The 15,471-nt window shown below is 71.5% G+C and carries 8 protein-coding genes; 2 read left to right on the top strand and 6 right to left on the bottom strand.

Annotated features, from left to right (window positions below):
* Positions 1-57: 57 nt before the first annotated feature.
* Complete coding sequence (locus J4H85_RS04690) at positions 58-1,089, top strand: NADP-dependent oxidoreductase (protein ID WP_208237416.1); 1,032 nt, start codon at positions 58-60, stop codon at positions 1,087-1,089.
* Here J4H85_RS04690 and J4H85_RS04685 read toward each other — a convergent pair.
* The 6 genes from J4H85_RS04685 to J4H85_RS04660 form a co-directional block, all read right to left on the bottom strand.
* Positions 1,042-1,854 (bottom strand): 4'-phosphopantetheinyl transferase family protein, encoded by an 813-nt coding sequence (locus tag J4H85_RS04685; RefSeq protein ID WP_208237414.1) that lies wholly within the window; start codon positions 1,852-1,854, stop codon positions 1,042-1,044. The two genes, J4H85_RS04690 and J4H85_RS04685, sit on opposite strands and share 48 nt — an antisense overlap.
* Positions 1,851-2,648, bottom strand: coding sequence for an ABC transporter permease (locus J4H85_RS04680; protein WP_208237412.1), 798 nt, complete (start codon positions 2,646-2,648; stop codon positions 1,851-1,853). Before J4H85_RS04680 ends, J4H85_RS04685 begins: the two co-directional genes overlap by 4 nt.
* A complete protein-coding gene (locus tag J4H85_RS04675; protein WP_208237410.1) occupies positions 2,645-3,616 on the bottom strand; it encodes an ATP-binding cassette domain-containing protein in 972 nt (323 codons plus the stop codon). Before J4H85_RS04675 ends, J4H85_RS04680 begins: the two co-directional genes overlap by 4 nt.
* Positions 3,613-3,822: an MbtH family protein gene (locus J4H85_RS04670; protein ID WP_208237408.1), complete on the bottom strand. Its 210-nt coding sequence runs from the start codon at positions 3,820-3,822 to the stop codon at positions 3,613-3,615. The genes J4H85_RS04675 and J4H85_RS04670 overlap by 4 nt, the downstream gene beginning before the upstream one ends.
* Positions 3,823-3,972: 150 nt before the next feature.
* Complete coding sequence (locus J4H85_RS04665) at positions 3,973-14,421, bottom strand: non-ribosomal peptide synthetase (protein WP_307863418.1); 10,449 nt, start codon at positions 14,419-14,421, stop codon at positions 3,973-3,975.
* 84 nt (positions 14,422-14,505) lie between these two features.
* Positions 14,506-14,769: a hypothetical protein gene (locus tag J4H85_RS04660; protein ID WP_208237406.1), complete on the bottom strand. Its 264-nt coding sequence runs from the start codon at positions 14,767-14,769 to the stop codon at positions 14,506-14,508.
* A 104-nt stretch (positions 14,770-14,873) separates the two neighbouring features.
* Here J4H85_RS04660 and J4H85_RS04655 point away from each other — a divergent pair.
* On the top strand, positions 14,874-15,471 hold a 598-nt coding region (locus tag J4H85_RS04655; protein WP_208237405.1), incomplete at its 3' end, for a hypothetical protein.

Raw genomic sequence — 15,471 nt, 5'->3', positions numbered from 1 at the left:
GCGACGCCCGGTCCCGGGCACCTTGCGCGTGCCGGAGGCCGGCGAGAGGATGGGCGCATGAGCGAACCGAGCGCAGGCACCGACCACCCCACCATGCTGGCGATCTGGCAGGAGCAGTTCGGCGGCCCCGACGTGCTGCAGCGGGTGCGCGTGCCGCGACCGGAGCCCGGACCGAGCGAGATCCTGGTGCGCGTCCGGGCAGCCGGAGTGAACCCGACCGACTGGAAGCACCGGGCAGGTCGGGGGTTCCTCGGGGATCCGCCTTACACGCTGGGGTGGGACGTCTCGGGGGACGTCGTGGCCGTCGGCATCGGTGTGACCATCCTGAAGCCGGGCGACGAGGTGTTCGGCATGCTCCCCTACCCGCACGGCGCCGGCGCGCACGCCGAATACGTCGTCGGGCCGACCAGGGCCTTCGCCCCCAAACCCGCAGCGATCGACCACGTGCAGGCCGGCGCGATCCCGCTCGCCGCACTCACCGCCTGGCAGGCGCTCGTCGACACGGCGCAGGTGTCAGAGGGGGATCGAGTCCTGATCCACGCGGCCGCAGGGGGCGTCGGTCACCTGGCGGTGCAGATCGCGAAGTCGCGGGGCGCGACGGTCATCGGCACGGCGAGCGCCGGCAAGCACGACTTCGTGCGCGGGCTCGGCGCCGACGAGATGATCGACTATCGCGAGGTCGATTTCGCCGATGCGGTCACCGATGTCGACGTGGTCCTGGACACGATCGGCGGCGAGTACCAGCTTCGGTCGCTGCGCACGCTGCGTCCTGGCGGCCTGCTCGTCTCCACGCTGCCGCGACCCGCCGACGGCCTGGCGGACGAGGCGGATCGACTCGGCGTGCGCGCCGAACTCATTCTGGTCGAGGCGGATCACGCCGGCATGCTCGCCATCGCCGACCTCGTCGAGACCGGTCGACTGCGCGCGACGATCGCCGAGACCTTCGCACTGGAGGATGCGGCTCGCGCCCACGAGTCCGGGGACACGGGCCGCACGTCGGGCAAGCTCGTGCTCGTTCCCGGCGCCGCGGCGCAGTCGGGCTCAGAGGTCGAGCCCGGCGAAACTCCTGAGCCGAACATCGTCGGGTGACGTCGACGCGATCGACGCCGCCGCCCCGCCCTCGCCCGGGGCGGCGGCGATCGCGGCGACGCTGAATCCTTCCGCGGCGGACGTCGGCGACACGACGACCCGCCTCCATTCGAGCGGGGAACCGGACCCATTGCGCTCCGGCGCGCACCGCAAGGCAGTGCGCGTGCTGCTCTGCTCCGCGATGCGGAGAGCCGCGGGATCCACACGGAGGCCGACACCCGCGGCCTTCAGCACGGCCTCCTTGTCGGCCCAGCGCTGCAGCCGCGGGCGCGCTGCGGACCCGTGTCGACGGAAGTGCTCGCGCTCGACGGGGTGCAGGGCGGCGCCATCGAACCCGCTCCAGGTGGTCTCGCGGACGGCCTCGATGTCGATCCCGACCGCCGCGCGCTCCGCGCCGACCGCTGCGCTCACCCAGCCATCCGACGAGGCGCTCGAGAGCGACATCGACGGGTAGCGGGGTCGGCCGTGCGCGGCCCCGCAACTGTCGCACGTGCGGCAGACCAGCAGGTCGGGCAGGTCGCGCCAGCTGCGGCCGAGCCGATCGAGCAGCAACGATCGCAGCACGAGCCGGCCGGCGAGAGTACGGCGCCGGTCGCTCGGAAAGCGACGTGCGCTGATCGCGGCACGGTCGTCGCCGTCGAGCAGCACGCGCCACGGGCCGAGGTCGCCGTCGAGCGGCGATGGAGGCGACGTCGCGAGCGTTGCGGCGACCTCGGCCGCGGCGTCGAGCACGGCATCGACGCGGTCGACGACGACGTCGATCATCGGCGGCTGATGCTGCGGTACTGCTGCACGGCGAGCGGCGCGAAGATCGCGATGATGGCGACGCAGCACAGCACGGAGTAGAGCAGCGCGTTCTCGGCGGGCCAACCGCCCGCCGCAGCGAACCCCGCAGGCGCCTCGTTGCCGAACCCCTGACGGACAGCCGTGGCGACGGCGGTCACCGGGTTCCACTCCGCGACCGCCCGCAACGGGCCGGGCAGCATGTCGGCCGACACGAAGGCTCCCGAGATGAAGCACACCGGGAAGAGCCACAGCAGCCCGACGCTCTGGGCCACCTCCACGCTCCGCGCGGACATCGCGATGAATGCGCCGATCCACGATGTGGCGAACGCGAAGAGCAGCAGCAGACCGGCGGCCCACACCGCGGGAAGGATCCCGTTGTGCACGCGCCACCCGATGAGCAGACCGCAGCCGATGATGACGAGCACGGAGATCGTGCTGGTGACCAGGTCGGAGAGCGTGCGTCCGAGGATCACCCCGATCCTCGACATGGGCAAGGCCCGGAATCGATCGATGAGTCCGGTCTGCAGATCTTTCGCGAGGTACACCGCGGTGAACGAGGAGTTGAACACCAACGTCTGCGCGAGGATGCCGCCGATGAGGAACTCGCGGTACGCGTCCCCGCCGAGCGCACCGCCGAAGACGAACGCGAGGATCAGCACGAAGATGATGGGCTGGGCGACACCCGTCACGAGCGCGCCGGGTGTGCGGCGCACACCTGCGAGATTGCGGCGGGCGATCACGCCGCCGTCGCGGACCGCTGTCAGCGCGCTCATGCCGTCACCTCCGCCGCCGCAGGCTCGGGCGTCGCTGCGATGGCCGGAGACCCGGTCAATCGGAGGAAGACGTCGTCGAGCGTAGGCTGCCTGAGCGCGGTCTCGAGCACCTCGATCCGCTGAGCGGCGAGCGCTTCGACGACCCGGTGCAGCGACTCGAGCCCTTCAGGCGCGTCGGCGCGGATCGTCCGCGCACGTCCGTCGTAGACGGCTCCGCCCACGGCGCGCTCCACCGCCGCGTTCGCCGCTTCGCCGTCGGAGCCGACGTCGAGCGTGACCTCGATCCGGCTGCCTCCGGCCCTGGCCTTCAGCTCGGTGGCGGTGCCCTCCGCCACGATGCGTCCGGCATCGATCACGGCGATCGCATCCGCCAGCTCGTCGGCCTCTTCGAGGTACTGGGTGGTGAGGAGCACCGTGGTCCCTCCCTGAGTGAGTGCGTTCACGGCGTTCCACGTGTCGCGGCGGCCGCGCGGGTCGAGTCCGGTGGTGGGCTCGTCGAGGATCACGACCGGTGGTCGCGCCACAATGGCGCCGGCGAGGTCGAGTCGACGTCGCATCCCGCCCGAATACGCTCCGGCCCGCTTGGTGCGCGGTACGTCGTCGAGGCGGAACTCGCGCAGCAGCTCGCTCGCGCGTTCCCGGGCCGCTCGGCGCTTCATGCCGTACAGCTCACCCACCAGCACGAGGTTCTCGAAACCGGTGAGTCGCTCGTCGACGGCGGCGTACTGCCCCGAGAGCCCGAGATTGCGGCGCACCCGATCTCCGTGCGTCCGGACCGAGTGGCCGGCGACGTACGCCTCGCCTGCATCGGGATCGAGCAGCGTGGTGAGCACGCGCACGGTCGTCGTCTTGCCCGCACCGTTCGGGCCGAGCAGACCCTGGACCGTGCCCTGGGGCACCTCCAGGTCGACGCCGGCCAGGGCCTCGTGGTCGCCGAAGCGTTTGCGGACTCCGCTGATCGAAATCACGAAGCCACCCGGTCGCGCGGGGCGATCGGCGTGATGTCGTGCCAGTGCTCGGCGACGTAATCGACGCACGACTGACGTTCTGCGGGGCCGTGCACCACGACCCATCCGCTCGGCACGTCTGCGAAGTCCGGCCACAGCGAGTGCTGGTTCGCCTCGTTGACGAGCACTCGGAATACTCCTGCAGTGTTGTCGAAGGGATTGGTCACGGTTCCTCCTCCTGTGAGCCGCCGGGCGGCGAAATCGTTGCTACAGGTTCTTCGGAACCGATCCGGAACCGGTTCGGTCCGCGCAACATCTCCCACACCCGTTGCCTGCGGAGGGGTGCGCTGCGTCCGCGAACGCACCCCTCCGCAACCTCACATCGGGGACTCGAGTCGTGCGAGCGCCGTTTCGAGGGCCGGCACCAGCTCGACCAGTGCATGCTGGTCGAGCATGTCCTGGTGCCGCGCCGGAACGGGAACGATCTCGACGTTCCCGTCGACGTATTGCTGCCAGGCCTCGGGGTCCGGCCGATCGGTCGGCACCTCCTGGGTCGCCTCGAACAGCAGGATGTCACCCGAGTAAACCGGCAGTTCCGCCTCATCGAGTCGCGCTCCGAGGTGGCGGAAGCGCGTGACCATCTGGCGCACGCTCGCGACCGGGATGTCGCCGAGCGGGCTGCCCGCCTCACGGAGGTAGGCGAGTGCGGCCTCCGGATCGAACGCGCCGGCCTCCGCGTCGCTCGCCGGCGCCGCAATGCAGTTGGCGTCGAGGAACGCCCGCCACATCTCGTCGTCGGTCTCGAGTCCGGTGAGCGCCCGATGCGTCCCGTGCTCCGTCTCCCCCGGGTAGGCGTCGATGGAGACGAGCAGCTCGACCCGCTCCCCCGCGGCCTGCAACCGCCCGGCGAGCAGATGCGCGATGCGTCCGCCGAGCGAGTATCCGATCAGATGGTACGGGCCCGTCGGCTGGATCTCGCGCATGCCGGCGAGGTAGGCATCGAGCAGCTCGTCGGTGTCGTCGGCGAGCGGGAGCTCGGTCTCGTCGGGCGCGATCCCGGGCATCTGCAGTCCGAACACCGGCCGTTCGGTGGGCAGCTGCGCGGCGAGTCCCGCGAACTTCCACGCCAACCCGGTGGCGGGGTGCACCATGAAGAGCGGTGCGCTCCCGTCGCCGGCCCGGAGCGGCAGCACTCGGGCGAGACTCCCGTCGAGGTCGTCGGCATCGGCGGAGTCCGCCGACGTCGCCAGGGCGGCGAGCCCCTCGACCGTCGGCGCGCGGAACAGGCTCTGCACCGTCACCCGCGCGTCCACCGACCGATTCACCGCGTCGATGAGCGGCTGCGCGATGAACGAGTGGCCGCCGAGCGCGAAGAACGAATCCTCAGCGCCGACCTCCGAGACGCCGAGCACCTCGGCGAACGCCGCGGCGACGGCGCGCTCCGCCGCGGTCTCCGGCGCACGACCCGCACCGCCCGTGACGCGGACCTCGGGAAGCGCGCGCACATCGACCTTGCCGTTCGGGGTGCGCGGCACCTCCTCGATCCGCACGACTTCGCGCGGCACCATGTAGTCCGCCACCCGCTCGCGCAGGGCCACCTGCGCCCGAGCCACGAGGGCGTCGAAGTCGGTCTCCGTGTCCGCCGGTACCACCCATGCGGCGAGCACGTCCCCGCCGGGACCGCTCACCGGTCGCACGACGGCGTCGACGATGCCGGAGGCCGCCCGGAGCACCGATTCGATCTCCCCGGGTTCGACGCGGTGCCCGCGGATCTTCACCTGCCCGTCGGAGCGGCCCAGCGATTCGACCCGGGCATGCCCGTGCGCATCGCGGTCCCGCACGACGACCAGGTCGCCCGTCCGGTACATCCGGTTGCCGTCCGCCGTGAACGGGTCGGCGACGAAGTGATCGGCGGTGCTCACCGCATTGCCGAGGTAGCCGTCGGCGAGCTGGCTTCCGGCCAACCAGAGTTCGCCCACCGAACCGATCGGAACCGGCTGCAGCCGGCCGTCGAGCACGTACGCGCGGGTCTCCGTGGTGGTGACGCCGAGATCGGGGCTCGGCGACCGCTTCACGGAAGCGATCAGCGTGTCGACGCCGACCTCGGTCGGCCCGTACAGGTTCCAGGCGTCGACCGCCGGGCGCGACCGCAGCCAGGTCCACAGCCCCTGGTCGACGGGCTCGCCGCCGAGGAGCATCGTGAACGGACGCTCGGGCGACCGGGCGTCCCACCAGTCTCCGAGTCGGCTCTGCTCGACGAGCGCCGCCACGTAACTCGGGGTGGTCTCCCACACGTCGATCTCGAGTTCGTCGAGCGCGTCGACGAGGGCGCGCGGGTTGCGGCGGGTGTCGTCGTCGAGCACGACGAGCTCGTGCCCGGAGACGAGCCAGAGCAGCGGGTCGATCGCGGCATCGAAACCGACGCCGGTCGTGTGCGCGACGCGGGCCCCGTCCGCCCCGGCCATCACGGTGGACCGGTGGCTCGCGAGCAGCGCATCGAGCGCACGATGCGGCACCTGCACGCCCTTCGGCTCGCCGGTCGACCCGGAGGTGAAGATCACGTACGCCGGGTGGTGCGGCTCGACGGCGCGAACGACGCGGTCGCCTCCGGCGGCCGCGATGAGCGCGTCGACGGTCACGACCGGGGCATCGGTCACCCCGTTCGACGAGTCGCCGAGCGACGCGTCCGACTCGACCGAGATGCGCACGACCGCAGCCGTGGCGCGGATCATCTTCCGCACCCGTTCCACGGGCAGCTCCGTGTCGACAGGCACGCCGACCGCACCGGCGCGCCATACCGCGAGCATGGCGGCCGCCGTATCGACGGAGCGAGGCAGGTGGATCGCGACAGCGTCGCCCGCCTGCACGCCCCGGGCGGCGAGCCCGGCGGCGAGCGCGCTCACCCGGTCGTCGAGCTGCTCGGCCGAGAGCTGCGTCGTCCCGTCCGAGATCAGCGGCGCGGCGGGGGCCGCCGCGATCGTGCGCGCGAAGATATCGAACAGCGGCTCGGGAACGATCGTGCCGGGATCGGCGCCGTCGATCCGGGACGCTCCGTCCGCGAAGGGCAGCGTCCGCAGTGCGGACGAGGGCTGGGCCGTTGCCGTCCGCACGAACTCGATCCAGCGCTCGACGAGGCCGTGCGCCGCCGCCTCGCTGAAGAGTTCGGCGTCGGCCTCGAGCACGCCCGAGACATCACCGGTCTCGCTGAGTCGCAGGGTGAATGACAAGTCGACCTTCGCCGCCCCGGTGCTCTCCGGCTCGATCGCCTGCACCTCGACACCGGGCAGGTCGAGCGCGGCTCCCGACACTTCTTCGACCGTCAGCATGGTCTGGAACAGCGGGTGCCGCCCCAGACGGCGCTCCGGCGACATCGCCTCGACGATGCGCTCGAACGGGACCGACTCGTGCTCGATGGCGTGCAGCGTCGACTCGCGTGCGCGTCGGATCGTCTGGTGCAGGGTCGGGTCGTCCGCCAGTCCGATGCGGAGCGGCAGGGTGTTCACGAAGAAACCGACCAGGTCGGAGAGGTCGGGATCCGAGCGCCCCGCCGAGGGCGACCCGATCACGATGTCGTCGCCCGCACCCACGCGGTGCAGGTAGCCGGCGAGTGCGCCGAGCCACCCGTGGAACGCGGTGCCTCCTGCAGTGCCCGCAGCGTGGCCGAGCGCGCCGGCGACGTCGGCGGGAACGGTGAAGGGCACCTGGATCGCTCGACGCGAGACCGCATCCGAACGGCGTCCGTCCGCCGGCAGGTCGAGTTCGTCGGGCGCTCCCTCGAGCCGTTCGAGCCAGGACGCCAGCCCCGCGTCGGTCGCCGCGTCGACCTCCTGCGCGCGCTGCATCCGTGCGAAGTCCGCGACCTGCACCGCGAGCGGTCGCTGCAACGCCGGCGCACCGGCGGTGCGTGCGGCGTACGCCGTCGCGAGGTCGCGCGTCAGCGGTGCGAGCGATGCACCGTCCGTCGCGATGTGATGGATGACCAGGTCGAGTCGCCACTCGTTCGGAGCGAGCACTGCGAGGCCGGCCCGGATGGGCAGTTCGGTGGCGAGGTCGAAGCCCCGCCGCGTATCGACCGGTTCGTGGCGCAGAAGTCCCTGCGGTGCCGGGAGTACCCGCTGCACCGGCGCACCATCGACCTCGGGGTAGACGGTGCGCAGCACCTCATGGCGCGCGACGACGTCGTCGATCGCCGCCTCCAACGCCTCGACGTCGAGCTCGCCCGTCAGACCCGCCTGCAGCACGACGGAGTATTCGGGCGACGCCGGGTCGAGGCGATTCAAGAAGTGCAGTCTCGCCTGGCCCGGCGAGAGCGGGGCATCCGCCCCGGCATCGCGCGGATGGGCCGACGTCCACTCCGAGAGCGCCATCACGGTGGGAGCGTCACCGGCGCCGCCGGATCCCGACCCGACGCCCGCGGCGTCCGAGCCGATGGCGGAGACCACACGCGCCGGGGTCGTCGCCTCGAAGAGCGCGCGCAGCGGCAGCTCGGCACCCAGACGGTCCCGCAACTCGCCCGCGAGGCTGACGGCGAGCAGCGAGTGACCGCCGAGCTGGAAGAAATCGTCGTCCATGCCGACGTCGTCGACGCCGAGCACCACCCCGAACGCATCGGCGACCGACTGCTCGACCGGGGAGGAGGGCTTCCGGTCGCTCGTGGTCGCGAGGGGCTCCGGGAGCCGATCGATATCGATCTTGCCGTTCGGCGTCATCGGGAACTCGGCCACCGACGTGATGCGCGTCGGCACCTGATACTCCGGCAGACGATCCGCCGTCTCCCGGCGCACGCTCTCCGGATCGAGATCCTCGACGCTCGATTCGGGCGCGACCCAGGCGACGAGCTGCGCGTTGGCGTTCTGGCCTCCCGGGGTCACCACACGCGCCACGGCCTGCCGCACCCCGGCAACGCGCTCGAGCGTGCGCTCCACGTCCCCCAGCTCGATCCGGAACCCGCGCAGCTTGATCTGATCGTCGTTCCGTCGCAAGAACTCGAGCGCGCCATCGCGTCCGCGGCGCACCACGTCACCGGTGCGGTACATGCGCGCACCCGGCTCGGACGGGTCGGCGACGAAACGCGTCGCCGTCTCGACCGCGCGACCGCGATACCCGTCGGCGAGCGACGCTCCCGACAGATAGAGCTCTCCCTCCGTCCCCGGGGGCACCGGACGCAGGAAGCGGTCGAGCACCCGGGCGGAGACGTTGGCGATCGGCGCGCCGATCACGACCCGTCCTTCCGCGATCGGCGCGACGACGGCGTCGACGGTCGACTCGCTCGGGCCGTACAGGTTCCACCCGTCGACTCCGGGGTTCTCGGCGATCCGGTTCCACAGGTCGGCCGACACGGCCTCGCCGCCGAGCGCCAGAGTGAGCGGCGTCTTCCGGTCCCTCGCATCGTCGAGCAGTCCGACGGACGCGAGCTGCGCGGCGTAGGACGGGGTCGTCTCGATCACGTCGATCCCCGCCTCGCGGATGGTCTCCACCACGCGTTCGGCGTCCACGCGCAGCGCGTCGTCGGCCATCACGAGTTCCGAGCCCGAGACGAGCCAGAGCATCGGATCCCACGCGGCATCGAACCCGAGGCCCGAGAGGTGCAGCATGCGCGGCTCCCCGCCGATCCGCTCGCGCGCCGGACCGATCAGTGCGTCCTCGTGCTGAGCGAGCACGTTCGCCAGGGCACCGTGCGACACCTGCACCCCCTTCGGGCGGCCCGTCGTCCCCGACGTGTAGACGAGGTAGGCGACGTCGTCGAGCCGGGCGACGTGCGCGATCCGGGGTGTCCCATCGGCGTCGGCGTGCGCTCGCCGCAGTTCGTCCGGCGCGCTCACCGTGGTGTGCGGCATCGTCTGCTCCGCGCCGTCGGCGATCCCTCGCATGCGGTCGGAGTCCGCGGTCAGCAGCAGGGTGAGATCGGCGTCCTCCCACATCTGAGCGATGCGGAGGTCGGGGTACTGCACGTCGATGGGCACCGCGATCGCTCCCGCTCGCAGCGCGGCGAGGACGAGCGCGATCGCATCCCTGCCGCGCGGCATCGCCACGCCGACACGGTCGCCGGCGCGAATCCCGAGCGTCGCCATGCCGGACGCCAACCGGGTGATCTCGGCGTCGAGCTCGCGGAACGTCCACCGATCGGAGCCCGCGCTGAGCGCCGGTGCGTCGGGGATGCGTGCGACGGTCTGCTGCAGCCGATCGAGCACCGAGTCCGCCGCGACGAGCTCCCGGCCGCGGTCGGTATCCGCGACATCTGCGATCGCGTCGGACGTTCCGAGCGCGACGCGCGAGATGCTGCGATCGCCGTCGCTCGTGACCGCGGCGAGCGCGCGGGAGAACGCGTCTCGGATCCGTTCCACCGTCTCCGCGGTGAAGAGCGATCGATCGTACCCGATGCCGATGCGCAGCGGGCCGTCGTCGCCGTCCGGCGTCGCCGCATCGAACAGCAGATCGGCCTTCACGCCGGCGCTCGTCATCTGCCCGGGCACCGAGACGGACGCCTCGCCGAGCCGCAGTTCCGCCGGAGCCGTGTTCTGCAGGGTCAGCATCACCTGGAACACCGGGTGGCGCCCGGCCGACCGCGGCGGCTTGATCGCATCCACGACCGTGTCGAAGGGCACCTCCTGGTGCCCGTAGGCTTCAGTGTTGCCCGAGCGGACGCGCTCGAGCAGTTCCGCGAGCGTCGGGTCGCCCGACAGCGAGACGCGCAGCGCGATCGTGTTAACGAAGAAGCCGACGAGGTCTTCGAGGTGCGGATCGTCGCGTCCCGCCACCGGTGTACCGATGACGATGTCCTCGCCGGCGCCGACGTGCTCGAGCGTGAGCGCGAGCGCCGCGTGCAGCACCATGAAGAGGCTCGCCTGGTGCCCCTGCGCGGTGTCGCGAAGCACGGCGTGCTGATCGGCGGGCACATCGAACGTGCACTCTCCCGCGCCCGCGTCCGTCGCCGATGCGCGGTCGAAGTCGCGGGGCAGGGTGATCTCGGCGGGAGCGCCGGCGAGTGCGCGCGTCCAGTAGGCGAGCTGCTGCCGGATCTCGCTGTCGGGGTCCGCGGCGTCGCCGAGCCGATCGCGTTGCCAGACCGCGAAGTCGGCGTACGCGACCGGCAGCTCCGGGAACTCCGGTGCCGTGCCGTCGAGCTGCGCGGTGTACGCCAGTGAGAGGTCACGTGCGAACGGTGCGAGCGACCAGCCGTCGGCGGCGATGTGGTGCAGCGTCAGGACGAGGACGTGCCGATCGTCGGCGACCCTGAGCACGAGAGCGCGCAACGGAAGCTCACGAGCGATGTCGAACGGTCGGGTCGCCTCGTGCGCGACGACCGTGTCGACATCGGCGTTGCCGGCGTCGATCGCGAGGAACGGCACCCGGGCGTCGTCCGCATCGATCACCTGCTGAACCGGTTCCCCCTGCTCCATCGGGAAGCGCGTGCGCAGCGGCTCGTGCCTGGCGACGACGTCGTCGACGGCGCGCCGCAGCGCGCGCACGTCGAGCGGCCCGTCGACCTCGAGGACGAGCGGGATGTTGTACGCCGAGGAGTCCGGCTCGAGACGATTCAGGAACCACAGTCGACGCTGCGTCAGCGACACCGGCAGCGGGACGGGGCGCACGGCGACGGAGACCCGATCGCGCTGCTCGCCCGCCGACTGCGCGAGCTCCGCCAGAGCGGCGGCCGTCGGGCGCTCGAAGACGTCGCGCACGGCGACCGAGCGCTCGAGACGCTCGGAGAGGAGTGCGGCGAGGCGCGTGGCCAGCAGCGAGTGCCCGCCCGCGGCGAAGAAGTCCTCGTCGATGCCCACCTGTTCGATCTCGAGCACCTCGGCGATCGCCTCGGCGACGCGGCGCTCGGCGTCGGTGCGCGGCTGCTGGGAGGCGACGACGCCCGCGTCGGGAGCGGGCAGCGCGCGCCGGTCGAGCTTGCCGTTCGGCGTCATCGGGAACTCGTCGAGCAGCAGGACCGATGCGGGCACCATGTAGTCGGGCACCGAACGGCGCATGCCCTCGCGCACCGCGGAGGTCAGGGCGTGGTCGGAGGGGTCGACGCCGTCACCCGCGGTCACGTACCCGACGATCCGCGCGGCCGCACCCGACCCGAGCACGAGCGCCGCCGCCGCGGCGACCCCGTCCTGCGCGCGCAGCGCGCTCTCGACCTCGTCGATCTCGACGCGGTACCCGCGGATCTTCACCTGATCGTCGAGGCGACCCACGAACCGCAGCGAGCCGTCGTCGCGCCGCTGCACGACGTCGCCGGTGCGGTACATGCGCGAACCGTCGGAGGCGAAGGGGTCGGCGATGAACCGTTCCGCGCTGAGACCCGGCTGTCCGACATACCCGCGAGCCACATTGGCTCCGGCGAGGTACAGCTCGCCATTGGCGCGGTCGGGTACCGGCTGCAGACCGGCGTCGAGCACGTAGTGGCGACTGTTCAGCACCGAGCCGCCGAGGTGCGGAGCCGAACCCGGCTCGATCTCGGCCACCATACTGTCCACCGTGGTCTCGGTGGGTCCGTACAGGTTGACGGCGCGCACGTCCGCGCGTTCGGCGAGGGCGTCCCAGAGGTCGGGGCCCACGGCCTCCCCGCCGAGTGCGATCTCGGTCGGGTAACGCTGGGCCGAGAACAGCCCGGCTCCGATGAGGGCTTCGGCGAACGCCGGTGTCGTCTCGATCGCGTCGATCTCGGCGTCGGCGAGCGCGGTCACCAGACGCTCGGGATCGCGCCGCGTCGCATCGTCGATGAGGTGCAGTTCGTGTCCGGCGCAGAGCCACAGCAGCGGATCCCAAGCGGCATCGAATGACAGTCCGGTCGTGTGTGCCACGCGCAGGGGCCTGCCGAGACGCTCACGAGCGGGCGTGAAGAGCGATGCACTGTGCTGCTGGAAGAGGTTGCGGAGGGCGAGCCGGTCGACGCCCACGCCCTTCGGGCGGCCCGTGCTGCCCGACGTGAAGACGATGTAGGCGAGGTCGTCGTCGCCCGCCGTCCCGCTCACCAGCGCACGCGCGCTCTGTCGCCGCCAGGCCGCCGTGTCCGTGTCGAGGACGACGGACGGCACGTCCCAACTCGCGCCGTCGGCACGATCCCGCTCGGCCTGGGGTGTCTCGGTGAGGATCACCGCGGGACTCGAATCCTCGATCATCGCGGCGACGCGGTCCACCGGGTACGCCGGATCGAGTGGCACGTAGACCCCTCCGGCGCGCAGGACGGCGAGCACCGCCACCGGCAGGGCCGAGGTGCGGTCGACTCGCACGGCGACGGCCGATCCGGGTCCGACGCCCTGATCGATCAGGTACCGCGCCAGCCGGTTCGCCTCTCCGTCGAGCTCGGCGAAGGTGAGGCTCCGATCCTCGGCGACCACGGCGGTCCGCTGCGGCGTGGACGCGACGTGCTCCGCGAGGGCGTCGAGCACCGTGCGCGTCGGGATCGGGGCGATCTCGCCGATTCCCCGATCGAGGAGTGCCTCGGACTCGGACGCCGAGACCATCGGCAGATCCGCCACCCGTGCATCGTCTCGCACGAGCGCCTCGTCGATCAGCGCGAGCAGGCGCCGCGCGTGCTCGTGCAGCGTCTCGGCGGAATGGAGCGAGGCGTCGCCCTCGAGCTGCAGGCGCGCATCGGCAGCACCGCTCTCGAGCCCGGACAGCACGACCGAGAGGTCGTGCACGGGGCCCGTCGAGAGGATGTTGACCGTGCCCGGAGTATCGCCGAAGTGCAGGTCGTCGATGACGGGCAGCAGGTTGATCGACGGGCCGGCATACGCCGGCGCCCCGTCGATCTCCTCGACACGGAACCGCTGGTGCTGCACCGCACCCCGCACGACATCGCCGGCCCGCTGCACCGTCTCGCTGACGGTGTGCGACGGATCGATGTCGATGCGCATCGGCAGAATGCTCGACAGCATGGACGGCGTGCGCTTGGCGACCTTGCCGCGTCGCGCAGTGACCGGGAGTCCGAGAGACACCCGCTCCTCCCCCGTGATGCGCGACAGGTAGAGCGCCGTGAGCGCCACGATCGTCTTCGGCAGCTCGCGGCCCAGGCTCGAGAGCTGCTCGGCGCGTTCCGCGGTCAGGTTCACCGTCACGCGCTCCACCCGCCGGGCCACCGACGACGGAGCGCCTTCGAGCCCGGTGACGGTCGCCTCCTCGGCGAGCGCTTCCCGCCAGTACGCCTCGTCGCGCCCGTACTGCTCGGACGCCCGGTACGCCTCGAGCGTGTCCAGGAGCTCCGGCAGCGCGGGCAACGGAGACGGGATCCGGGCGACGATGTGCGACAGCGGGGTGCGCAGCACCCCGGCGAACCGCCCGCCGAGCGTGAGCTTCGTCAGTCGCGAGTACACCTCCGCGAGGTACTTCAGCGCGATCACCGCCGAGTAGCCGTCGAGCATGATGTGGTGGACGCGCTGGAAGAACTGCGATCCGCCATCCGGCATCCGGAAGAGCGTCGCCCCGAAGAGCTGGTCTCCCGTGAGGTCCCGCGGGGTCTCCATCTCGGCGTCCATCTGCGCGCGTGCGCGGGCGCGTGCCTCATCGGGCTCGACGGAGGTGAGATCGACGACCTGCAGCAGACGCGCGCCGGGCCGCGGGCGACGGATCACCGCGTACGGACCATCGGCGTCTTCGGCGAACCGCGAGCTGATCGCATCGAGATCGCCGGCGACCTTCGTGAGCGCCAGAGACATGAGCTCGGCATCGATCGGGCCGGAGAGTTCGAGGAACTGACCGATCTGATACGTCGGGTTTCCGGGGTCGAGCTGCTGCGCGTACCAGATGCCGCGCTGCGCAGCGGTCAGCTGCAGGCGCTCCCCCTCCGTCGAATTCGATGCACGAGACGTGAACGGGAGCTGCAACACGAACGATCTCCTCTTCTGGCCGATGCACCGCATCAGCGCGACAAGCTGGTCGATGGGGTCACGGGTCGCACGTGCGACCCGTGCTCACTTGTTCTGGAACTGTCCGATGCGCAGGTCGTTGAGGAGTCCGCCGAGGTCGAGCAGCGGGCCCTCGATCAACGGTCCGTTGATCAGGGCGGAGAGCACGGAGGTCGGTGCGACCGACTCGACGACAGCGGGTGCAGCTGCGGGCGCCGTCTGCGTATCCGCCTGGGCGGCTCCGCCTGCCAGGGTGATACCGCCGATGGCGAGTGCTGCTGCGGCTGCGGTGGTGCCGAGCGTGCGAGTGATCCGGTGCTGCTGACGCATACTGTTCCTCCTCGTTTCGTCGCCCGCTTCGGGCGCTGTTATGAGGTGATTCGGTGCGCACCGGTGTCCGGATGGGATGTTTCTCGGCGAGGTAGGCTGCACCCATGCCTCAGACCCAGCGGTACCGCTTCGCGGGCCACATCGCCGGAGCGGGAACCGCGTCGGGAGTCCGCCTCGTGCTCGGATCATGGGTGCACAGCCCATTCGGCCCCTTCGCCGACGTGATGATCGAACGGGCGGACGGTACCCGTGTCCTCATCGCGCCGACGGAGACAGTGGCCGAGTTCGTCGCCGCGACATACGTGTTCGATGAGGTTCGGGTGGAGCCCGTGCACGTCCAGGTGACCGGCCGTCGCCGGCATTCCCGCTGGCGCGTGTCGGCCGGGTCGCTGCACTGGAAGTTCACGGTCGGCGCACGCCCACCGGTCGGTTACGTGCTGCGCGCCGTCCCGCCGGTGCTCGGCCGCACGCGCGCCTGGGCCGGGGTGACGGACCGCGTGGCGCGCATCGTCATGCCCGGAGTGCGCACGCTCGGCACCGCGGGCAACGGACGCGTCGAGTGGTACGCCGCGCACGACCTGCACCGTCTGCACGCCTCGTGGGCGCAGTGGGAAGGGGTCGACCTCGGCGCGCTCGCCCCGGGCGGCCCCCCCCCCCCAATCGGGGTAGGGTCGGGCCCGCGCCCGCCCCCCGGGGCCCCCC

The organism is Leucobacter tardus (assembly GCF_017583045.1).
Classification (GTDB): Bacteria; Actinomycetota; Actinomycetes; order Actinomycetales; family Microbacteriaceae; genus Leucobacter; species Leucobacter tardus.
Note: the sequence above shows the minus strand (reverse complement) of the source record. Positions and strands in the feature narration are given on the sequence as shown.

Bases quoted from the DNA above. Each gene is read 5' to 3' on its own strand.
- J4H85_RS04660 (WP_208237406.1), bottom strand. From the start codon at position 14,769: ATGCGTCAGCAGCACCGGATCACTCGCACGCTCGGCACCACCGCAGCC.
- J4H85_RS04690 (WP_208237416.1), top strand. From the start codon at position 58: ATGAGCGAACCGAGCGCAGGCACCGACCACCCCACCATGCTGGCGATC.
- J4H85_RS04680 (WP_208237412.1), bottom strand. From the start codon at position 2,648: ATGAGCGCGCTGACAGCGGTCCGCGACGGCGGCGTGATCGCCCGCCGC.
- J4H85_RS04685 (WP_208237414.1), bottom strand. From the start codon at position 1,854: ATGATCGACGTCGTCGTCGACCGCGTCGATGCCGTGCTCGACGCCGCG.